This window comes from Streptomyces sp. SLBN-31, from assembly GCF_006715395.1.
Classification (GTDB): domain Bacteria; phylum Actinomycetota; class Actinomycetes; order Streptomycetales; family Streptomycetaceae; genus Streptomyces.
In genome coordinates this window covers 3,576,453-3,597,667 of sequence record NZ_VFNC01000001.1, presented here as the reverse complement: position 1 = coordinate 3,597,667, position 21,215 = coordinate 3,576,453, and the positions used below count along the sequence as shown (strand labels likewise).

Below are 21,215 nucleotides of genomic sequence, written 5' to 3'. Positions count from 1 at the left end.
GAGCATCGATCGTGGAATCGGCAGCAGCGCGCCCCCGTCCGGGCCTCACAACAGGCTCCGTCCTGCCGGAGGACGCCGACCGGGCCGCCCTCGTCGCGCGCGTCCACCACCCGGAGTGGGACGGACCGTGTGTGGCCGCGGTCCGCGGCGATCAGGTCGTCGACCTGACGGCCATCGCACCCACCGTCTCCGACCTGATGGAACGCGACGACGCGGCGGCAGTCGTACGCGAGGCCGACGGCGGACGCACCTGGCGCCTGGAGGAACTGCTGCAGGCGCCGACGGGCCACCGTGACGTTCCCCACCTGCTCGCCCCCATCGACCTGCAGGTGATCAAGGCCGCGGGTGTCACCTTCGCGCGGAGTCTGCTGGAACGCGTCATCGAGGAGCGTACGGGCGGAGATCCGGCGCAGGCCGCACGGGTGCGTGCCCGCGTGAAGCAGGTGGTGGGCGGCGCGCTCGACGGCATCCGCCCCGGATCACCGGAAGCGGACAAGGCCAGGGAGCTGCTCGTCTCCGAAGGCCTGTGGTCGCAGTACCTGGAGGTCGGGATCGGGCCGGACCCGGAGGTGTTCACCAAGGCCCCGGTGATGTCCGCGGTCGGCACCGGCGCCGACATCGGAGTGCTCGGCGCCTCGGTGTGGAACAACCCAGAGCCCGAGGCCGTGCTCGTCGTGGACTCGCGCGGCCGGGTACGCGGCGCGACGCTCGGCAACGACGTGAACCTCCGCGACATCGAGGGCCGCAGCGCCCTGCTGCTGTCCCGGGCGAAGGACAACAACGCCTCCTGCGCGATCGGCCCGTTCATCCGCCTGTTCGACGACGACTTCGACCTCGACACCGTACGCAGCCTCGACATCGACCTGCGGGTCGACGGCACGGACGGCTACGTACTGCACGGCAGCAGCTCCATGCGCGAGATCAGCCGCGACGCACTGGACCTGGTGGCCGCCACGCACGGTCCGCACCACCAATACCCGGACGGCTTCGTGCTGTTCACCGGAACGCTGTTCGCCCCCACCGAGGACCGACAGGCACCCGGCGCGGGCTTCACCCACGAGTACGGCGACGTCGTACGGATTTCCAGCCCGCGACTCGGCGCCCTGGTCAACACCGTCGTGCCCAGTGAGCACGCCACGCCGTGGACGTTCGGCGTGGGAGCGCTGATGCGCAACCTCGCCAAGCGCGGCGTGCTGTGAGACCAGGAAGGTGTGCGCAGCGCCGCCGCTGCTGCGACCCGCGCTGCGCACACCCGGCTCATGTCCCGACAACCGGCTCCTGCTCGAAGGTGGCGTGCAGACGCCGCGTGTGATCCACGTGGCGCTCGTCTCCGGTCAGCGTGACCCTGGCGGTGAGGCGCGGATCGGCGCTGGAGGCGGCCAACCGCACCTCGAGCTCGCCGGGTTCGACGACGCGCCGGCCGTCGCGTCCGGTGAAGGAGGCGAGGTCGGCCGGGACGGTGACACGGAGGCGGCGGGCGTGACCCGGCTCCAGTTCGACCCGGGTGTAGCCGACGAGGCGCTGCACCGGCTGGACGACAGAGGCGACCGGGTCGTGCAGATAGAGCTGGACGACCTCGGTTCCGGACCGCTCGCCTGTGTTGCGGACGCTGAAGCTGAGGGTGAACTCGCCGCCTGTGGAGGCCTCTTGCGCGTCCACGGTCAGGTCCGCCCAGTCGAACCGCGTGTAGGACAGGCCGTGGCCGAAGGCGAACGCGGGGGTGGGATCGATGTTGGACACCTCGCTGGCGTGCGCGAGCCGCGCTCCCAGGTACGTCGCCGGCTGTGAGCCCGGCCCGCGCGGGACACTGACCGGGAGACGCCCGGAGGGATTGACACGGCCGCTGAGCACGCCGGCGATCGCGTGCGTGCCCTCCTCCCCCGGGAAGAAGGACTGCACGATCGCGGCGGACTCCCCCACGGCGCGGCCCAGGGCGTACGGCCGACCCGCGAGCAGCACGGTGACCACGGGTGTCCCCTGGTCGAGCAAGGTGTCGAGCAGTTGCTGCTGCGCGCCGGGCAGCGCCAGCGTCTCGACGTCGCATCCCTCGCCGCTGGTGCCCCGCCCGAAGAGCCCGGCGCGGTCGCCGAGCACCACCACGGCCACGTCGGCCTCGCGTGCCACCCGCGCGGCCTCGTGGATGCCGGAGAGATCCCCGTCGTCGATTCCGGTGCCGCGGGCAAACGTGATCTCGGCGTCGGGGAACTCGGCGGCGAGCGTGCCGCGCAGCGTCGGAAGCTCGATGCCGAGCGGGGTCCCGGGGTGGCGGACTCCGATGTGCTGCGGGAAGGAGTAGCAGCCCAGTACGGCGGTGGGCTCGTCGGCGTTGGGACCGAGCAGGGCGATGCGGCGCGGCCCTGCGAGCGGCAGGGTGCCGTCGTTGCTCAGCAGTACGACCGCCTTCTGGGCGATCCCGCGGGCCAGTTGACGATTCTCGGGCCGGTCCAGGTCGACCTTCCCGCGCAGGCCGGCCGGGTCGTCCAGGTCGGCCCCGTCGAGCGCGGCCGGTACGGGGTTCCAGTCCTTGTCGAGCAGGCCGAGCGTCACCTTCTGGGTGAGGACCCGGCGCAGGGCACGATCGACCAGCGCCTCCGGTATGCGGCCGTCGGTGACGGCCTCGGTCAGGGGCTCGCCGTACGTCTTGATGTTGGGCAGTTCGACGTCGATGCCCGCGCGCAGCGCTGTCCCGGCGGCGTCGGCCCAGTCGGCTGCGATGCCGTGCAGGGTCTTGAGGAAGGCGACGGCGAAGTAGTCGGCGACGACCGTGCCGTCGAAACCCCATGTGTCGCGCAGGAGGCCGGTGAGCAGATCCTCGTCGGCCGCGGAGGGCATGCCGTCGGTGTCGGTGTAGGCGTTCATCACCGACCGGGCGCCGCCTTCACGGATCACCATCTCGAAGGGCGGCAGCAGAACGTCGGCGCGCTCGCGCGGGCCCACGGACGAGGGGGCGAGGTTCCGGCCGGCTCGGGAGGCCGAGTAGCCGACGAAGTGCTTGAGGGTGGCGACGATCCCGGCGGACTCCAGGCCCTGCACGTATGCCGTCCCGATGGTGCCGACGAGGTAGGGATCCTCGCCGATGGTCTCCTCGACCCGACCCCAGCGGGCGTCGCGCACCACATCCAGGACGGGCGCGAGTCCCTGGTGGACGCCGACGGCACGCATGTCGCGGCCAATGGCGGCGGCCATGCGCCGCACCGTGTCGGGGTCGAAGGAGGCGCCCCAGGACAGCGGAACGGGGTAGGCCGTCGCACCCCAGGCGGCGAAGCCGGCCAGGCACTCGTCATGTGCGAGAGCGGGTATGCCGAAGCGGTTCGTGGCGGCGATACGAGTCTGGGTGCGGGCCAGCGAAAGCGCACCCAGGGCAGGATCGACGGGGAGCGTCCCGAAGGGCCGGGTCAACTGCCCCAGTCCGGTGGGCAGGAGTGCGTCGAGATCGACGGCCTCCTCCATCTCGTGCTGGTGGGGGGCTACTTCACCCCCCTGGTCGGAGGCGCCCACCCACACTCCGTACAGCTGGGCGGTCTTCTCTTGCAGGGTCATCGCCTCTGTCAGGGCGTCGACTCTCGCGGTGACGGGCAGGCTGGGGTCGTTCCAGAGGGGGATTGCGCGGGTGTTGTCTACGGCCACGTTGGCGTTCACTTTCCTCCCACGCCCGTCAGGCCCTGTGTGAGTGCCTGACGGGCGAACAGGTATGCAGGTCATGTCGCCCGAGCCACGGGCCGGCCACAGCGTGGGTTCCGGCTTTGGCGTTGGCGTCGGTCAACGGCTGAACCCGGCGGTCAGACCGCTCAGCAGTTGACGGCGGCCGAACGCGTACAGGACCAGGACGGGCAGTGTGGTGAGGACCACGGCGGCAAGAACGGCGGGAACGTTGACCCCGTACTGGCCCTGGAAGGTCCACAGGGCGAGCGGCAGGGTCCGGCGCTCGGGGCTCTGGGTGAGGACCAGCGGGAGCAGGAATCCGTTCCAGATGGTCAGTGCGTTGAAGATGGTCACGGTGAGGATGGCCGGCCGGGTGAGCGGTGCCGCCAGCCGCCACAGCGTCGTCCATTCGGTGGCTCCGTCGACCCGCATCGAGTCGAACAGTTCCTTCGGCACGTCGCGGATGAAGTTGGTGAGTACCAGCACGGACAGCGGGATGGCGAAGGCGATCGACGGGAGGATCAGAGCCAGCAGGCTGTCGTACAGATGCAGCTTGATGATGATCAGGTAGACCGGGATCACCGTCGCCTGCAGCGGGATGGCCAGGCCCATGAGGAACAGCCCGTTCATCGCGCGCAGGGCCCGCATGCGCCAACCCCGGACGATCGCGTAGGCGGCCATGAAGGAGAACACGACCGCCGGGATTACGGCGCCGGCGGTGACCACGACGCTGTTCACGAAGTAGCGAAGGAAGTCGGACTCGATGACCAGCCGGTAGTTGTCCAGGGTCGGGTCACCCGAGGGCACCAGCGGGTTGCTCGCGTAGTAGCGGCTCTGGACCTTGAGGCTGGTGATCAGGGCCCAGTACAGGGGTACGGCGACGACGACGAGCCAGAGCCATCCGGCCAGGCCACCGGCCCAGTTGCGACGGCGGGCAGGACGGGACTTGCCTTGCCTCTCGCCGTGGGTGGTCTTCTGCGGTCGTCGCGATTCGGTCAGCGTGGTGGTCATCTCAGACCCCCTCGAGTTGGCTGGCTCCGGCGTCCCGGCCGCCGAGCCGGCGCAGCAGCAGGGCGAGGGCCAGTCCCACCAGGACCAGGATGACCGCGATGGCGCTGGCCGGACCCATCAGATTGGCCTGGAATCCCCGCTTGTACATGTCCAGTGCGAGGACCCGGGTGGCATCGCCGGGGCCGCCTTCGGTCAGGACGAAGATGAGGTCGAAGAAGGTCAGCGACCCGACCACCATCAGCGTGGACGAGGTGATGACGGTGTATTTCAGCTGGGGCAGCGTGATGCTGAAGAACTGCCGGATCCGTCCGGCTCCGTCCAACTGTGCCGCTTCGTAGAGGGACTTCGGTATCTGCTGGACACCGCCCTGGTAGATCAGTGAGTGGAACGGGATGAACTGCCAGGAGACGACGAAGACGACGACTCCGAACGCGAGCCCGGGCCGCCCCAGCCAGTCCTGGCTGAGTGCGTGGATCCTCAGCCCGGCGCCGAGCCCGAAGTTGGGGTCGAGCAGGGCCTTGTACGCGATCGCGATCGCCGCGGAGCTGAGCATCAGCGGGACGAAGTACACCACGCCCAGCACCGCGCGGTAGCGCTGGCGGCCTGCCAGGAACGTGCCGAGCAGAATACTCAGTGGCGTCTGAACGGCCCAGGACACGACCATCACCAGGAAGGTCACCCAGAGGGCGTGCGGCAGCCCGGGGTTGGTGAGCACCGCGCGCCAACTGGTCAGCCCGGACGGATGGATGGCGCCGATTCCGTCCCAGGTGGTGAAGCTCAGCGCGAAGACGCCGACGAGCGGAATCACGGCGAAGCCGACGAAGACCACCAGCGCCGGCGTTGCCAGCCACGGCAGGATGCTGCGCGGTTCACGACGCGGCGGATGGCCTGTGAGAGCGCTCATTTGGCGGTGACCGCATTGAGGTTACGGGCGAACTGCTCTGGTGATATGGAGAGTTGGAACAGTTTGGCGATGTTGTCCAGCAGTGTCTCGGCTGCCGTCGGACTCAGCGCCTGGTCCCAGGACTGGCCGAACACCTTGGCCTTGCTGGCGATGTCGTACGTGAACTGCAGGAAGTCGGCGTTCTTGGAGGCCGCCAGCAGCTTCTCGGTGCCCAGCCGGATGGGCACCGACCCGTTGTCGATCCACTTCTTCACCTCCTCGTCCTGGAGCACGCCCTTGGCGAAGAAGTCCTTGGCCACCTTATTCTCCTCGGCGTCGGCCTTCGAGGAGATGGACAGGTACTGCGCGGGGTTGCCGACGGTGTCGCTCGGATCGCCCTTGCCGCCTTCGACGGGCGGGAAGGTCATGTAGCCCAGCGCACCGCTGGAGACGAAGTCCCCGCCGTCGGCCTTCTGGATGCCGTACGACCAGGCGCCGTGCAGCATCATCGCCGCCCTGCCGGTGTACAGCAGCGCCTGGTCGGCGTTGGAGTCCGCGGTGATCGAGGAGAAGCCCTTGACGAACCCGTGGGCCTTGACCAGCTCCTGCACCTTGGTCAGCGCGGTGATGGCGTCCGGGTGGTTCCACGCGTTCTTCTCACCCTCGATGATCGCCTGGAACAGCTCGGGACCGCCGATGCGGTCGAACAGGAACTCCAGCCACATCATGTTCGTCCACCGGGACTGGCCACCGAGGGAGAACGGCGCTATGCCCTTCGCGTTGAACTTCGGCACCAGCGCCATGATGTCGTCCCAGGACTTCGGCGGTTTCGCGCCAACCCGTTCGAAGACCTTCTTGTTGTAGTAGAGGATGATCGGCTGCACCGTCTCGCACGGCATCGCGTAGATCTTGCCGTCGACGGTCGCCGCGCCGAACGAGGAGGGGAACAACCCCTTCTTGACCGTGGCGTGCTCGTCGAACCACGAGGTGAGGTCCTCGACCTGGCCCGCTTCGACGTAGGTGCGCAGCGTCCCGCCGCCCCAGCCCCAGATGATGGTGGGCGCCTGCCCGGCACCGATGGCGGTCTTGATCTTCGTCTTGTACGCGTCGTTCTGGAACGTGGTGTCTTTGATCTGCTCCTTGGGGTGGGCCTTGTTGAACGCGTCCACCGCGCCGGCCCTGACGCCTTCCTGCGGCTGGCCGTTCAGATACCAGTACGTGGCCCCACCGCCGCTCTTGCTGGGACCGGACGAGCCGCAGGCCGCCAGCGCCGCGGAGACCGGCACGCCGGCGGCCAGGCCGAGGAGGGTACGTCGGGAGAGCGCCATGTTTTTCTCCGCACTCGAGAGCCATCGGCTTCTCGTGAGTCAGGACGAAAGCTTTTCGAAATGGACGTCTTCGAGCTCCGTTCGTGCAAATTAGGTTTCGAACTGACACCCTGTCAAGGCGTCTGCAGAGGCGTTGTCGTGCGCCCAACAGCTGGGTAGGGTCAGGGAAAAGCGCCCTCGAGGGACCTCGGCAGGAGATCGAAACGTTTTCGAAGTGCACAGAGGCAGGAGCAGAGAGGGGTTCGATGCCCACGGCTGGACCTGACGCGTAGGACTCGAGGCGGGGCGGTAAGCGACGGTTCGACCGGGTCCGGCACACCGGCACGCTGCGGGCACGAATCTCTCGCCAGCCGGGCACCCGACGAGCTCGGCGCCCGGTTGCCGTACGGTTGACCGGTTCCACCAGCGTTGCCGGTGCGCCCGGCGGCTCTCACCACACCGGTGGACGTACAAGGGGGAGGAACCGATGCCACGGAACGCGCGACGCACCACTTTGGCGGACATCGCCCAAGCGGCTGGGGTCTCCGTCGCGACCGTGTCCAAAGTGGTCAACGACCGCGGTGACGTGGCGCCGCAAACCCGCGCCCGGGTACAGGAACTTCTGCATCAGCACCACTACCTCGCGCCCGTGTTCCGGCACACCGAAACCGTCGAAGGCCCCACCATCGAGGTGCAGTTCAAGGGCGGCCTCAAGTCGTATGTGGCCGAGACCCTGGAAGGCATCATCGACTCCGCCGCCGAGTTGGGAGCGTCGGTGGTGATCAGCAGGGCTTCCCGCGCCCCGCACTGGGCCCGGGACCTGGTCTCGGCCGGGCGCCGCGCCGTCATCGCGATCACCAGCGTGTACACCACGACCCACCTGAACGAACTGGCCCGGGCCGGGCTGCCCCTGGTCGTGCTGGACCCGCTGCACCTCCCCGACAACCGGGTCAACAGCGTCGGGGCGACCAACTTCGCCGGCGGCCTGGCCGCGACCCAGCACCTGCTTTCCCTCGGCCACCGGCGCATCGCCTATCTGGGCGGACCCACCATGGCCGTGTGCAACCAAGCACGCATGCACGGCTTCCGCGCGGCCATGGAGGCGCAAGGAGCGCCGGTACGCGACGCCTACGTCCGGCCCGGGGAATTCACGTACGAGACAGGCCTGCTCGGCGCCGTGGCACTGCTGGACCTGGAAGAGCCACCGACGGCGATCTTCGCAGGCAACGACGAGATCGCCCTCGGCGCCGTGGAAGCAGCGCGCACCCGAGGCCTGCGCATCCCCGAAGACCTCAGCGTGGTCGGCTTCGACGACACGAGCCTCGCCCAGATGGCCTCGCCACCGCTGACCACCGTGCGCCAGCCGCTACGGGAGATGGGCGGCGCCGCCCTGCGCACCGCCCTCCGACTGGCCAACGGCGAGAAGGCCGAGTCCCACCACATCGAACTCGCCACCGAACTCGTCGTACGCGCCTCGACAGCGCCGCCCCGGGAAGCGACTTCGGCGGACAAGTAGTCGCGGGTGAGTGTGGACCCCCTGCGCGTCCGCCAGACGAAACGACCCCCGAAGAGATCTCCCCTGTCTACTGGAGCTCCACACAACCCACCGCGACGAGGCCGAACGCGTCTTCGGCCTCTGACGCCGCGCCGCTTCACCACTCGTCTTCGCCTTGCCGCGGCGAGCTTCTCACGGCACAGTATCCGCCGCGCCGTGAGAAACCAGCCGCATCCGCGCCGGCCCCTCCCGTAAGCACGCGCTCATCGCACGTGCGCCGTTCGGTGAGGGGCCCTCTCCCTACCGCTTACGTCCCTCGTCCCGGGCTTCCTGGAAGGCCTGCGAGATCGTTTCCGCGGCCCCGGACAGCGCCCCTTTGGTTTTGCCGCGGGCACCCGATTCGGTGAGCTTTCCGGGGAGCTCGGTGAGGCCGGCCGGCTTGCGCGGGCCGGACTCCAGGTCAAGGCGGTTGCACGCCTCGGCGAAACGCAGATACGTATCGACGCTCGCCACCACGACCCGTATATCGATCTTGAGTATTTCGATCCCGACCAGGGAGACCCGCACGAACGCGTCGATCACCAGCCCCCGGTCGAGAATCAGTTCCAGGACGTCGTAGAGGCCACTGGAACCTCCGCCACCACCCTGCTGTGTTGCCACCGTCATCACGATCAACCCCTCGCCCTGCGTGCGTTCCGCCGCGCGGTACCACGCCACACCACGCCCGCACCTCAGTCGGCACTCCGGGAGCCACGATCGTTCCCGCAGCTCACCGCGGGCCTCCAGGCCGCGGGCAGTCTTGCGGGAGCGGGTAGCCTCCACCCCGCAGGATCAAACGCACGGGACGAGCGGCCGCCCGAGGCCCGGACCGCCGCGCCCCACCGACCGAAGCCCCACTCACCCAAAACAACGCCGTTGAAGCGCAAGTACCGCCCTGGACAAAGCGGTTCACCCACCCGCCCTGTCGCCAGCGGACGGCACGCGTTCGCACGCCGGTCGTGGCCATGCCCGACTAGGTCCGCCGCCGAGGAGACGACGGTTTTCCTACCGATGGTCAGCGGCTCGCGTTGTGAAGCCGTCGGTTGTTTGACACGTCGTTGCGCCCTGCAGCCGCCCTGGTCACCGAGGACCCGCGCTGGGCGAGCACTCGATGTCGGAGACCGTCTCGGCCGCCGACGATGTCTGATCGGATGCGGAGTCGGAAGAGGCGCGCTCGTCCTTCCCTCGGGCGGCGTGGATCCGCAGCAGTCCTTCGATGCCGCGCAGCAAGGTCTCGCCGGCCAGGACGGGGTCACCGAGGTAGCCGGCACTCATCGCGCCGTCGCGGAGCATGACGAAGTGCCGCCCGGCGTGATCGGCCTGTTCGACGGTGATCGGGGCGAACAGGCCGGTGATCGTCTGAAGGAACCAGTCGCGGTGTTGCACGACGGCGCGGTGGACCGGGTGGTCGGGATCGGGGAATTCCGCTGCCGCGTTGAGGAAGGCGCATCCGCGGTAACCGGGCGAGCGGATCTGATCGACCAGGGACGCACCGATGCCGCGCAGGATGCCGTCGGTCGGCACGTCCGCGGCCGTCAGGGTGTCGATCTGGATGCGGATCGCCTGGTCGACGCTCTGGAGGTAGGCGACGGCAAGGTCTTCTTTGCTGCGGAAGTGGCGGTAGAAGGTGGCGTTGGTGACCTTCGATTCGGCGACGAGACGGTCGACGCCCACCGTGTGGATGCCCTCCGCGTAGAAGAGCTGCGCGGCGGTCTTCAGGAGCCTTTCCCGGGCCTCGGAGACTCGCCTGCCGGTGCCAGTGCCGGCTTCCGTCTTTGCCATGCCGCCCATTGTAGGGGTAGAACGCTCTCTCTTGTTTCCTGGAGAAGGGTGTGCGGAGCTCCCGACAAGAGAGAACGTTCTCTCTTCCTCATGGCAACCACCACCGCCTCCGCCGAGTCCACCGACGCCCTGCCCTCCCTGCGCCGGCTGTACGTCGTCCGCTTTGTCTTCGCCGCCGCCTGGGCCGCGCTCCTGCTGGTGTCGGGCTCCGAACTCACCGTGGGCACCAAGCTGCTGCTGTTCGTCTATCCCGCCTTCGACGTGGCCGCGTCCGTCGTCGACGCCAGGTCGGCCCGCGCCGCCGCACCGCTCAAGGGCCTGTACACCAACATGGCCGTCAGTGCGCTGGCCGCCGTCGGCGTGGCGATCGCCAGCACTTCGGGCGTCGCCGACGTCCTGCGCGTCTGGGGCGCGTGGGCGGTCGCCTCCGGCCTCATCCAGCTTCTCGTGGGCGTCGCGCGCCGTCCGATGGGAGGCCAGTGGGCGATGATCCTCAGCGGCGGCATCTCTGTCCTGGCCGGCGCGGGCTTCATCCGAGGCGCCGCCCAGGACGACCCGTCTCTGGCTGCTCTTGCCGGTTACGCCACCCTCGGCGGGATCTTCTTCCTCGCCTCTGCGATCCGCCTGTACCGCTCGGCCCCCAGGAGCTGACGGCCCCGTCAGCGATCGTGAACCCTCCGGAAGACCGGCCTCAGGCCGACAGTCCGGCCGCGGCCGTCAGTGGTGGAAGCCCACGCGGGCGGAGTCGCGCGGGTGCCCCTTGTCGAGACGCTCGATCGCCCGGCGCATGTCCTCGGCGAGGAGTTCGATCTCGTCACGGTCGACGCCGTGCCGCACGAGCACCCGCTGGATGACGGTCTCCTGACGGTCGCGCGGCAGCGGATACGACGGGACCTGCCAGCCGCGCATGCGGAGCTGGTCGGACAGGTCGTACAGACTCCAGCCCACCGAGGTCGGGTCGGTCAGCGTCCAGGAGACCGCCGGGAGCGCCCCGGCGCCGTCGTAGAGGAGGGTGAAGGGGCCCATGTCGGCGACCTGGCGGGCGAGGTGCTGCGCGGTGTCGGAGCATGCCTGGTAGACGCGCCGGTAACCCTCGCGGCCCAGGCGCAGGAACATGAAGTACTGGGCGACGACCTGGCCGCCGGGGCGGGAGAAGTTCAGGGCGAGCGTGGGCATGTCGCCGCCGAGGTAGTCGACGTGGAAGACCAGGTCCGCCGGCAGGGACGCCTTGTCCCGCCACAGGGCCCAGCCCACGCCGAGGGGGGCCATGCCGTACTTGTGCCCGGAGGCGTTGATCGAGGCGACCCGGGGCAGGCGGAAGTCCCATTCCAGGTCGGGGTGGAGGAAGGGAGCGATGAACCCGCCGGACGCCGCGTCGACGTGCAGGGGAATGTCGAGACCGGTCTCGGACTGGAGACGGTCGAGTTCGGCCGCGATCTCTGCGACGGGTTCGTAGGTGCAGGTGTAGGTCACCCCGAGGATCGCCACGACGCCGATGGTGTTCTCGTCGACGTACTCGCGCAGCTGGTGGGCCTGCAGGCCGGTCGCGCCCGGCTCCAATGGCACCTGGCGCAGCTCCACGTCGAAGTAGCGGGCGAACTTCTCCCAGCACACCTGGACCGGCCCGCACACGAGGTTCGGACGGTCGGTCGACTGTCCGGCGGCCCGTCGGCGGTCGCGCCAGCGCCATTTCAGGGCAAGGCCGCAGAGCATGGCGGCCTCGCTGGATCCGGTGGTGGAGCACCCCACGGCGGGTTCGGTCCCCTCGGCGCCACCGGGCGCGTGCCACAGGCCGGCGAGGATGTTGACGCACCGGGACTCGATCTCCGCGGTCTGCGGGTACTCGTCCTTGTCGACGATGTTCTTGTCGAGGCACAGGTCCATCAGGCGCCGGACCTCGTCGTCGGTCCAAGTGGTGCAGAACGTCGCGAGGTTCTGGGCCGCGTTGCCGTCGAGGAGCAGTTCGCTGCGCAGCAGCTGGAGGACGACGTTCGGGGGCGCCGGCAGATCCGGCATGGCCCGCTTGGGCAGGGGTTGCTCGCTGATCGGTGACGTGAAGATGTCGCCGGCCGGGTCGGCGGCCCTCTCCTGAGCATCGTGCAAAGCCACCGTGGCACCTCTCGCCTCGTCCTGCCCTGTCTCTTCGGAGGCTATGGGCGAGAACCGGCGGCCGACAGCGGATGTACTCCACCCGGGGCGTCGGGGTCCCTGCCCCCAGTCGTCAGTGAGCTCGCTTCCAGCGGCTTGCGCGGCCGCGGGTCTCGGTCGGCAGCTGCTTCGCTCGTAGACGCATACGGCTGAACGCTCACGAAATAGCCGTTATGTGCGGTCTGCTCTGGCAGAGTCGAGGCATGTTCAAGGGGCGCGCCAGGCCGGCTGCCCCAGCCCAGCGAACCGGGAAATGTCATGAGTGACGCACAAGGCGGTTCTGGCCGGAATGCGGACCGGAGCGGCCCTGGCCGAGATGCGGATCGGAGCGCCCCCGACAGTGCTCCGTCCCGCACGCAGGGCGCCGCCGCGCTCCAGCCCGCATGAAGGCTGCCGAGCAGCGCGCCGAGGGTGCGGGACCGTTCACGACCCGGCTCACCTGGCAGCCGCCCGGCGGCGGCACCGCGGTATGGGAGTCGCGGCCCGCCCGGCGCCGCGGCACCATCGCGGTCCGTCCGTCCGGCGCTCCGGCCGGCCGGGACGTCAGCGTCGACGACCTCACCCTCGGCCGCCTGCGCAAGCTCAACGCCATCGCCGCGACCGCCTTCATCATCGGAGGCGCACTCTTCACGGCGGGCGCCGCTGTCGCCCAGTTCGGCTCCGGCGACGCCACGACCTGCGCCTCGATCTACTTCGCCGGCGGACTGTTCTTCAACACCGGCGGCTACGTCTCCCTGCTCCAGGTCGTCAACGCGCCCCGCCACGAACCGGGTGGCCAAGGCCGCCTGGTCACCCGCGCATGGCGCTGGTGGAGCTACGAGCCGACACGGGTTGACTGGCTGAGCACGCTCGTCCTCTTCGCCGGCACCCTGGTGTTCGGCATCAACCTGCTGGACTCCTTCCTGAAAGGACTCAGCGTCCAGCAGATCAACCGGCTCATCTGGACCCCGGACGTGATCGGCTGCCTGCTCTTCCTGATCTCCGGCCACCTCGCCTTCGTCGAGATCTGTCACCGCGGATGGCCCTGCCTGCGTCGGCGCAGCCTCGGCTGGTGGATCGTCGCCGTGAACCAACTCGGCTCCGTCCTCTTCATGTTCTCGGCACTCGCCGCCTACACCCGCCCCGCCACCGGCAGCCTGATCAACGCCGACATCGCCAACTGGACCACTCTCATCGGCGCCTTCTGCTTCTCTGTCGGCGGTCTGCTCCAGATGTACGAACGCCCCTGAGTTTCAGAAGTCACCGCAGATACGGCTCGGCCCACGGATGTCACGTCGTGAACGTGCCGGAGCCGCGAAGTGCGGCTCCGGCACGCAGACATGACGCAGGTGGATCGGAAGGTTCACTCGCACTGAGCGGGCGGAGCGGGCTTCTTGCCGATCTTTGCGGAGACCGAGGATCCCGCAGGCAGTACGGTGCCCGCACGGGGACTCTGCGAACTGACCCGGTTGAGGTTGTCGCAATCGACGACGCTGCCGAGGACGTATCCAGCCCCCGAAAGCGCCTGGCCGGCCTGCGCCGGCGTGTCATGCAGCACATCGGGCACGGTCGTCACGCCGACCACCGAGGCCGAGACGGACGCCAGGTCTCGGCTGAATCCGGTGTCCGACGACGTGTCGACGACCGTGATGTTCCAGCCGACGGTTCCGGTCTGGGCGATGAACACCGGTTGCGATCCCCCGCCGACCGGGAAGACGGTGGTCGAGGGGTTGAAGCCCGGCCCACTGATCACGAGCACGTCCTCCGCCGTGTTGCTCACACAGTCCGCGCTCCACTGCACCAGAGCGTTGTGGCCGTAGAGCACGGGATTGGGCGTCACCGAGATGGTGGCGGTCGCTGTTGCGGCGCAGTTCAGTCCAGGATCGTCCGCGTAGGCGGGTGTCGCGGCGAAGGCCGTGGCCACCAGCGCTGCCACGACCAGCACCACCGCTTTGGGCGAGCGGGCGACCCTGGCCGTCCGCCTCCGCAGTCCTGCCGCCGCCCTGGTGAGTAGGCGGCGAGGTGCAGGACTCGATGCTTGTCTCATAACTCCCCCTGTTGGTTGCGCGCTTGAGCCGAACGACCCACCGTCGTCAGCGACCGACGGCAAGCGTGGTGCACCACCGGCCGGCTGTCGCCCACCGGTCCGCTCAGCGGAACGGCCGGTGTATTCGACCCTGGCCAGTGGCCCGGCCCGCGCCCAAGACCAACTTGTCCGCTGCGCCGCCGGCTGGACCGCCCACCGTCGGCCAGGCGGCAGCGCGCCGAAGCAGCGACGTGCGGAGCCCCTACTGTTCGGCGTCGTCTTCGATCAGGCGGCGGTGGAGTTCCTGGGTCATGGCGTGGATCGCGCGCGTGAGATCGGTGTTGGTCTTGAGCTCCAGTTCCTGCTCGACGAAATCGTGGTCGGCCTTCAGCTGCTGGAAGGCCGCCTGCCGGTTCTGGCCGATCATGACGAAGGTGGACAGGAAGATCGCCTCCAGCGACACCACCAGGGTCAGCGTCGGCCAGGGACTGGCTTCGAAGAACAGCATCCAGACGGCGAAGACGACCGCGTGCACGTAGACGAAGGGCATCGAGCCCGCGAACCGGGTGATGCCGTCGGCGATCCGCAGCTGAACGTCCTCCGCACGGTGCTTGCGATGCGCCACCACCGCCGGGTGATGCCGGTCCGTACCGTGCTGCACACCCATAACTGCGCCTCTCATATAGCGGGTGGGCCCTCCTGCAGCCCAGCGAGGGCAGGACAGGGGACCGCCGATCTTCCGCAGCCTAGATCAGGCGACGTCGGCGGTCGGCATGGCACTGCAGCCTCGCTGTGCCAGGCGCCGACGTCGCTGTACGGCACTCCGGCCTGGGCCCCTCGGCACACGGGCAGGGACATCCGGCCCTGCCCGCACGATCAGCCACCACGTTGACTGGACACTACGGGCGCCACGCTCGGACTGACCGCGTCGGCGCCATCCGCACGCCCCCAGGGCCCGCCATCCGGGGACAGGCGGCGCACGGAATTGAGAACGGATCGGCCGCCCGTGACACACGGGGCCAGAACGGAGGGACGTCATGACCGACGCTCCGCAGCAGTCCCACGCCTACCTCGTCGGAGGCGGCATCGCCACCCTCGCCGCCGCAGCCTTCCTGATCCGCGACGGCGGCTTCCCCGGAGAGCACATCCACATCCTGGAAGAACTCCCGGTCGTCGGCGGCTCCATGGACGGCAGCGGCGACCAGCCCGCCGGCTACGTCTCCCGTGGCGGACGGATGCTGGAGGAAGAGGCGTACGTCTGCCTGTGGAACCTGCTCGAGAGCATCCCGACCCTCACCGACGACACGGTCTCCGTACGCGATGAGATCCAGGAGTTCAACGCCAAGTGGCCCACCGACGCCAAGGCCCGCCTGATCGGCAAGGGCACCACGATCCTGGATGCCGCGGACTACGGACTCGACGCACGCGACCGGCTCGAGCTGACCCGGCTGCTCGTGCTGCCCGAGGCGGTGATCGGGGCCCGCCGGATCGAGGACTTCTTCTCGCCGCACTTCTTCGAGAGCAACTTCTGGGCGTTGTGGCGCACCACCTTCGCCTTCCAGAACTGGCACAGCGCCATCGAGCTCAAGCGCTACTTCCTGCGCTTCATGCAGGAGTTCCCGCGCATGCACACGCTGTCCGGCGTACGCCGCACCCGGCTCAACCAGTACGACTCCATCATCTGCCCGGTGCGGGCCTGGCTTGAAGCCCGTGGCGTGCTCTTCGAGCACGGAGTACGGGTCACCGACGTGGACTTCACCACCGAGGACGACGGCACTCGTCGCGTACGACGCCTGCACCTCGACCGCGCCGGACAGCCGGACGCCTACGAACTCACCGACGGGGACTACGCGTTCATCACACTCGGCTCGATGACCGCCGACGCCGCCTACGGCGACGACGCCACGGCACCGGAGCTGGTTCGCGGCAAGCGGGACGGGAGCTGGCGACTGTGGGAGACGATCGCCGCCAAGGCGGATGACTTCGGGCGGCCGGGCGCCTTCAACGGCAACGTCGACGAGGCGAAGTGGGAGTCCTTCACCCTCACCATGCGCAGCCCCTTGCTGCTGCACCGCATCGAGGAACTGTCCGGCAACCTCCCGGGCACCGGCGCGTTGATGACGTTCAAGGACTCCAACTGGCTGATGTCCGTCGTGGTGCCGCACGCCCCGCACTTCGACGGGCAGCCGGAGGACGTCTACACCCTGTGGGGATACGGCCTGTTCGTCGACCGCGAGGGCGACTTCACCGGCAAGACGATGGCCGAGGCCACCGGTCGGGAGATTCTCACCGAACTCCTCGGCCACCTCGGGCTGTCCGACATCGAGGAACAGGTCGCGGCGACCACGACCGTGATACCGGTGATGATGCCCTACATCACCAGCCAGTTCGCCCCGCGTACCGTCCACGACCGGCCGCTGGTCGTCCCCCAGGGCTCCACGAACTTCGCCTTCCTGGGCCAGTTCACGGAGATCCCGGAGGATGTGGTCTTCACCGTCGAGTACTCCGTGCGCGGCGCCATGCACGCCGTCTACAGCCTCCTCGGCCTCGACGACCACGAGATCCCCGGCATCTACCACGCCCTCGCCGACCCCAAGACGGCACTCACTGTTCTCAAGGCCGCCCTGGCCTGAGCAACGCGCCGAACGGCGGACCGGAGGGCGCGGGGCAACAGCTCTTCGTAGCCTCCGGTCACCGGCCACCGATCACCACGTCCGCCGCGGCGCACGTCACATCGGCAGGGAGAACAGACGTACCGGCCCGGAGGGCCAGGCCACGTTGTCGCGCAGCGGCGTCACCATGGTCCGCAGCGGCATGGTGACCACGCGCGATTCCGGTTGTTCGACCAGGACTTCCTGGTCGAGTGGGTGCCATCCGAGGCGCTGGTACAGCGGCACGAGGGAAGGCCGGCAGAACAAGAGCGCGTGCTGAGGGCCCATCGTCCGAGCATGGTGGAGTGCCGCTGCGACCACGAGGCGAGCCATCCCTCGGCCACGCTCCTGAGGTGCGACGGCTACTCCTCCCACGCCTACCACCTCTGTCTTCGTGTCCCCGATCGCCAGGGGCAGCCGTAGCAGGCCGGCGTGTGCCACGAGTCGGTCACCGAGTGTGACGCCGAAGTGTTCTTCTTTGGGCAGCCACGCGAGACCGGCCTCGGCGACACCGAAGGGATCATCGCCGTTGCCGAGGATTTCCTCCTGCTCGGTCTTGGTGTAACTGGGGAGCCGCATCACGGTCGGTGGCGCAGAGGGCTGGTTCTCAGACATGCCAACATGATGATCTTTCCTCCGTAGGCCGGCCAAGGATCGGAACAGCCGATCCAACCCCGCGCGGAAGCCGTAACCCATGCGTGACCCTGGATGGGCATACTTGCACTATGGCAACCGCCGACGACGACAAGACGATGTCTCAGCAGCTCAACGGGCATGCTCCACCGCAGAGCGGGGTGACCCAGTACGAACGCGGCGGAGCGTGGATCGTCGTCGCCCACGGCGCCTACGACCTGGACTCGATCGACCCACTCGCAAACGCCCTGGAGACCGCAGCCGCACAACACGCCCGGGTGGTCGTCGACGCCTCCGGCCTCACCTTCGCCGACTCGACCTTCCTCAACCTGCTGCTGACCACCCACCGGCAGACCGACCTGCGCGTGGCCGCACCGCCCCCTCAACTGCTGCGCGTGCTGGAGATCACCGGCGCCGACACCCTGCTCGACCTGCGGCCCACCGTCGAAGACGCCGTCGATTGACCTGCGAAGGCAGACCTGACAGGCGTTCCTGCGGGGCACCGGCTCTCATGTTCTAGGCGGCACCCCGCGCCTGAACTCCCGAGATCAGCACGGCCAGGGGTTCGGCCAGCGCGGCCATGTCCTCCAGTGGGTCACCACGTACCACCAGCAGATCGGCGTCCAGCCCCCGCCGGAGCCGGCCCTTGCGGGCGGCGATTCCGCACGCGTCCGCCGCGAGCGACGTCGCGGTGGCGAGCGCCGCGTCCGCCGGGACTCCTCCCGCAGCCAGACCGGCGATGGCGGCGAAGAGGATGCCATGCGGCTTCCCGGCGTTGATGCCGCTGTCAGCACCGGACACCAGGCGGACCCCTGCACGGTGCATTCGGGCCGACGCCTGCTGCCGCTCCTCGACAGTGATGCCGAAGCGCTCCATCGTCGCTTTCACGGGCGGCGGTGGGACTCCCCGCGCGGTCACCCCGAGCGTCGGGCAGACCGTGGTGCCCTGCCGGGCGAGACGCTCCAGCAGCGCGTCCGTGATCCGGACGCCGTCGGCGGTCAGGCAGGTGCAGTGTTCGATGCCGTCGGCCCCGGCATCCAGGGCCTGCTCGACGGCGGCGAGGGCATGCGCGTGCACGGTAACCGGCAGACCGGCGGTGTGTGCGTCATCGACGATGAGCCGGAGCTCCTCCAAGGTGAACTGGCAGCTCGACACATCGGTGCCAGGTGTGTTCAGTCCGCCGCTGCCCATCACCTTGACGACGTCGACGCCCCGCTCGACGCGTGCGCGTACCGCCGCGCGCAGGTGCTGCGGCCCCTCAACGGCGCCCCCCATGAAGGCACAGTGACCGTCCGGCGTGGTGATCGGCGGACCGGCCGCCACGATCGTCGGCGACATCCGGTCCGCCGTGCCGATCCCGCGCGCCATATCGCGGCGGCGCACGACGGACCAGTTACGGTCACCGAGATCGCACACTGTGGTGACGCCGGCGGCGAGTTGGCGCCGTAGGGAGTCGTCGATGACCTCCTCAAGCCGCTCCTCGCTGTCGGTGTCCATCCGCTGCAGTCCGCCGTCGTGACTGTCGGCGCCGAGGTGGCAGTGCATGTCGATGAGTCCGGGCAGCAGCGTCCCTTGGGGGTAGTCCATCAGTTGCCAGTTCTCGGGGACCGGGGCATCCACGGGCTCCACACCGGCGATCTTCCCGTCCTGCACGAACACGCTGATGCCGTCGTGAAGCGCACGTGTCCCGTCGAAGGCTCGCGGAGCCCGGATCACCTGGCCTGCCACCTGCATCTGCATCGCACTCCTGCCGGTGCTCGTGACTCTCAGCGTATCCACGGGCACGAGACGCTACGGCGACCCACACTTGCCACACCTATCGAATATCGATAGATTCACATCGTAAGTCGATGGAGGGTGGGTCATGGGAAAGCTGGCAGTGCGTGCATTGCGCGCCGTGCTCGTGGTGGTTCTCGCCGGCACGGTGTTCGTGCAGGCCGGGATGGTGTGGATGCTGGTCGGCGGCAACGACAAGGAAGACGGGACGCTGCCACTGACCGCACTGCGCGTGATCACCGCCCTGGGCATGGTGGCGGCCCAAGTCGCCCTGAGCAGCGTATGGCGGCTGGTGACGATGGTGCGCCGCGGCACCGTCTTCTCCCACGATGCCTTCCGGTACGTGGATCGTGTGATCGGCGCGATCGTGACGGCCGCGTGCCTGTGGTTCGCGGTCACGATCGTCAATGCACCGGGTCAGCGGGACGACCCGGGCGTCACCGTCATCATGGCCGGCGTCGGCGTGGCCATTCTGGGGGTCGCGCTCATCGTGCTCGTGCTGCGGATGCTGCTCGCCCAGGCCGTAGCCCGCGACCTCGAGGCGTCGCAGCTGCAGGCCGAGCTGGACGAGGTCATCTGATGCCGATCGCCGTCGACATCGACGTCATGCTGGCCAAGCGGAAGATGTCCGTGGGCGAGCTCGCCAACCGCGTGGGAATCACCCCCGCCAACCTGGCGGTACTCAAGAACGGCCGCGCCAAGGCCGTGCGCTTCGCCACGCTCGCCGCACTGTGCGAAGTGCTCGAATGCCAGCCGGGGGACCTCCTGCGCTGGGAGCCGGAGGCCGCTCAATGCGAAAGCGAATGACGCGGCCCGGCGGCTGCCGCAGCGCGCGCATTCAGCGCCGGAACTCACCTCTGCGAGATCTGCGCCGGAACTCAGCTACGCAAGCCCTGCGCCGGAACTCAGCTCTGCGAGCTCTGCGCCTCCTGCCAGCGACGGTGCGCCGCGAGAACGTTCGTCCAGAGTTGCTCGCGCGTCTCAGCCGGCAGGGCGTACAAGCGCAGGCCGAACAGATCGGCGAGCAGATCGAACCATTCCGCGCGGCTGGTGACGGGCGCATCGGTGCGTGCGCCGTCGCCGATCCGGCTCAGCACCAGCCCGCGGATCACGTCAGCCCCGGTCGCGTCGCGCCGTTCGGCCATCGGCACCTGGACGAACGGGGACAGCGGCGAGGTCGACAAGAACTGATGCTGCGCCTCGAAGTCGGCCAGACGTGCCTCAGCCGTGGTCCAGGTCATTCCGGTGAATCCGCCACCCGGGTCATGGGTCAGATGCCACTCCGACCGCTCAGCGACCTGCTCCAGACCGAGCACGAACGGCGGCTGATCGTGCCTTCCGGCGACCAACGGCAGCGGATCGTGCAGAGCATCTCCCAAGCCGTTGTCGACGTACCAGACACCACCGGGATTCGTCTCGCTCGGCAACCCCTCCACCGTCAGAACCAGGTGGTTGCCCATCACGGAGGCCTGAGGAGCGTCCGGGCCGTGCACTCCCCCGACATGGCCCCGTACCGCGTATCCGAGCGAACCGAGCAGCAAGCCCAGCGCTCCGTTCATGTGATAGCAGTAGCCGCCACGACCGTGGAGGGCGATGCGCGCTGCCGCCTCGTACGGATCGATGTTCCAGGCTTCGCCTGCCGTGATCCACAGAGTCTCGTACGGCACCCGCTCGGCATGGCGCCGTACCAACAGACGCAGCGCAGGTACCGATGGTGGCGCCGCCTCGACGCCGAGGCGGGCCAGATACGCTCGCTGGATGTCCGGGTTCATTCGAGCTGTCGCCTCGAACATGAACCTATTGTGACGTAGCCCACTGAAAATGAGAATTTCGGTCAGCCGTC

General features: G+C 68.7%; 20 protein-coding genes. 8 read left to right on the top strand and 12 right to left on the bottom strand.

Going from position 1 to position 21,215, the window contains the following annotated elements:
- The first annotated feature begins 11 nt into the window (after positions 1-11).
- Positions 12-1,199, top strand: a complete 1,188-nt coding sequence (locus tag FBY22_RS16570; RefSeq protein ID WP_142146364.1) for a fumarylacetoacetate hydrolase family protein — start codon at positions 12-14, stop codon at positions 1,197-1,199.
- Between the two features lie 58 nt (positions 1,200-1,257).
- On the opposite strand, the gene FBY22_RS16565 is transcribed toward FBY22_RS16570, so the two are convergent.
- The 4 genes from FBY22_RS16565 to FBY22_RS16550 form a co-directional block, all read right to left on the bottom strand.
- Positions 1,258-3,639: a glycoside hydrolase family 3 N-terminal domain-containing protein gene (locus FBY22_RS16565; protein WP_142146362.1), complete on the bottom strand. Its 2,382-nt coding sequence runs from the start codon at positions 3,637-3,639 to the stop codon at positions 1,258-1,260.
- A 120-nt stretch (positions 3,640-3,759) separates the two neighbouring features.
- Positions 3,760-4,653: a carbohydrate ABC transporter permease gene (locus tag FBY22_RS16560; protein ID WP_142146360.1), complete on the bottom strand. Its 894-nt coding sequence runs from the start codon at positions 4,651-4,653 to the stop codon at positions 3,760-3,762.
- A gap of 1 nt (position 4,654) precedes the next feature.
- Complete coding sequence (locus tag FBY22_RS16555) at positions 4,655-5,557, bottom strand: carbohydrate ABC transporter permease (RefSeq protein WP_142146358.1); 903 nt, start codon at positions 5,555-5,557, stop codon at positions 4,655-4,657.
- Entirely contained in the window at positions 5,554-6,864 is a 1,311-nt protein-coding gene (locus FBY22_RS16550) for an extracellular solute-binding protein (RefSeq protein ID WP_142146356.1), read from the bottom strand. The genes FBY22_RS16555 and FBY22_RS16550 overlap by 4 nt, the downstream gene beginning before the upstream one ends.
- A 466-nt stretch (positions 6,865-7,330) precedes the next feature.
- Between FBY22_RS16550 and FBY22_RS16545 the strand changes: the two genes are divergently transcribed.
- Positions 7,331-8,359 (top strand): LacI family DNA-binding transcriptional regulator, encoded by a 1,029-nt coding sequence (locus tag FBY22_RS16545; protein ID WP_142146354.1) that lies wholly within the window; start codon positions 7,331-7,333, stop codon positions 8,357-8,359.
- Between the two features lie 279 nt (positions 8,360-8,638).
- Here FBY22_RS16545 and FBY22_RS16540 read toward each other — a convergent pair whose 3' ends face one another.
- Positions 8,639-9,004 carry a gas vesicle structural protein GvpA gene (locus FBY22_RS16540; RefSeq protein ID WP_142147733.1) on the bottom strand — a complete coding sequence of 122 codons (366 nt, stop codon included), beginning with the start codon at positions 9,002-9,004 and terminating at the stop codon, positions 8,639-8,641.
- 453 nt (positions 9,005-9,457) lie between these two features.
- On the bottom strand, positions 9,458-10,168 hold the full coding sequence (locus FBY22_RS16535) for a TetR/AcrR family transcriptional regulator (protein WP_142146352.1): 711 nt from the start codon (positions 10,166-10,168) through the stop codon (positions 9,458-9,460).
- Between the two features lie 81 nt (positions 10,169-10,249).
- On the opposite strand from FBY22_RS16535, the gene FBY22_RS16530 reads away from it, so the two are divergent.
- On the top strand, positions 10,250-10,810 hold the full coding sequence (locus tag FBY22_RS16530) for a hypothetical protein (RefSeq protein WP_142146349.1): 561 nt from the start codon (positions 10,250-10,252) through the stop codon (positions 10,808-10,810).
- Between the two features lie 66 nt (positions 10,811-10,876).
- On the opposite strand, the gene FBY22_RS16525 is transcribed toward FBY22_RS16530, so the two are convergent.
- On the bottom strand, positions 10,877-12,268 hold the full coding sequence (locus FBY22_RS16525; protein ID WP_399211235.1) for a glutamate decarboxylase: 1,392 nt from the start codon (positions 12,266-12,268) through the stop codon (positions 10,877-10,879).
- A gap of 422 nt (positions 12,269-12,690) precedes the next feature.
- Between FBY22_RS16525 and FBY22_RS16520 the strand changes: the two genes are divergently transcribed.
- On the top strand, positions 12,691-13,536 hold the full coding sequence (locus tag FBY22_RS16520; RefSeq protein WP_142146347.1) for a hypothetical protein: 846 nt from the start codon (positions 12,691-12,693) through the stop codon (positions 13,534-13,536).
- A 113-nt stretch (positions 13,537-13,649) separates the two neighbouring features.
- On the opposite strand, the gene FBY22_RS16515 is transcribed toward FBY22_RS16520, so the two are convergent.
- Positions 13,650-14,222 carry a PASTA domain-containing protein gene (locus FBY22_RS16515; RefSeq protein ID WP_160159880.1) on the bottom strand — a complete coding sequence of 191 codons (573 nt, stop codon included), beginning with the start codon at positions 14,220-14,222 and terminating at the stop codon, positions 13,650-13,652.
- A gap of 352 nt (positions 14,223-14,574) precedes the next feature.
- Complete coding sequence (locus FBY22_RS16510; protein ID WP_142146343.1) at positions 14,575-14,979, bottom strand: DUF1003 domain-containing protein; 405 nt, start codon at positions 14,977-14,979, stop codon at positions 14,575-14,577.
- Between the two features lie 370 nt (positions 14,980-15,349).
- Here FBY22_RS16510 and FBY22_RS16505 point away from each other — a divergent pair, with 370 nt between their 5' ends.
- Complete coding sequence (locus tag FBY22_RS16505; protein ID WP_142146341.1) at positions 15,350-16,945, top strand: oleate hydratase; 1,596 nt, start codon at positions 15,350-15,352, stop codon at positions 16,943-16,945.
- A gap of 96 nt (positions 16,946-17,041) precedes the next feature.
- Here FBY22_RS16505 and FBY22_RS16500 read toward each other — a convergent pair whose 3' ends face one another.
- Positions 17,042-17,578: a GNAT family N-acetyltransferase gene (locus tag FBY22_RS16500; RefSeq protein WP_142146339.1), complete on the bottom strand. Its 537-nt coding sequence runs from the start codon at positions 17,576-17,578 to the stop codon at positions 17,042-17,044.
- A 110-nt stretch (positions 17,579-17,688) separates the two neighbouring features.
- Here FBY22_RS16500 and FBY22_RS16495 point away from each other — a divergent pair, with 110 nt between their 5' ends.
- Positions 17,689-18,060 carry an STAS domain-containing protein gene (locus tag FBY22_RS16495; RefSeq protein WP_260844876.1) on the top strand — a complete coding sequence of 124 codons (372 nt, stop codon included), beginning with the start codon at positions 17,689-17,691 and terminating at the stop codon, positions 18,058-18,060.
- A 52-nt stretch (positions 18,061-18,112) separates the two neighbouring features.
- Here FBY22_RS16495 and FBY22_RS16490 read toward each other — a convergent pair whose 3' ends face one another.
- Positions 18,113-19,336: an amidohydrolase family protein gene (locus FBY22_RS16490; RefSeq protein WP_260844875.1), complete on the bottom strand. Its 1,224-nt coding sequence runs from the start codon at positions 19,334-19,336 to the stop codon at positions 18,113-18,115.
- 124 nt (positions 19,337-19,460) lie between these two features.
- Here FBY22_RS16490 and FBY22_RS16485 point away from each other — a divergent pair, with 124 nt between their 5' ends.
- Together FBY22_RS16485 and FBY22_RS16480 are read left to right on the top strand one after the other, a co-directional pair.
- Positions 19,461-19,952 (top strand): DUF2975 domain-containing protein, encoded by a 492-nt coding sequence (locus FBY22_RS16485; protein ID WP_142146337.1) that lies wholly within the window; start codon positions 19,461-19,463, stop codon positions 19,950-19,952.
- A complete protein-coding gene (locus FBY22_RS16480; protein WP_142146335.1) occupies positions 19,952-20,179 on the top strand; it encodes a helix-turn-helix transcriptional regulator in 228 nt (75 codons plus the stop codon). The genes FBY22_RS16485 and FBY22_RS16480 overlap by 1 nt, the downstream gene beginning before the upstream one ends.
- A gap of 98 nt (positions 20,180-20,277) precedes the next feature.
- Here the strand turns inward: FBY22_RS16480 and FBY22_RS16475 are convergent, their stop codons facing one another.
- A complete protein-coding gene (locus FBY22_RS16475) occupies positions 20,278-21,165 on the bottom strand; it encodes an arylamine N-acetyltransferase (protein WP_222127765.1) in 888 nt (295 codons plus the stop codon).
- Between the last annotated feature and the right edge of the window lie 50 nt (positions 21,166-21,215).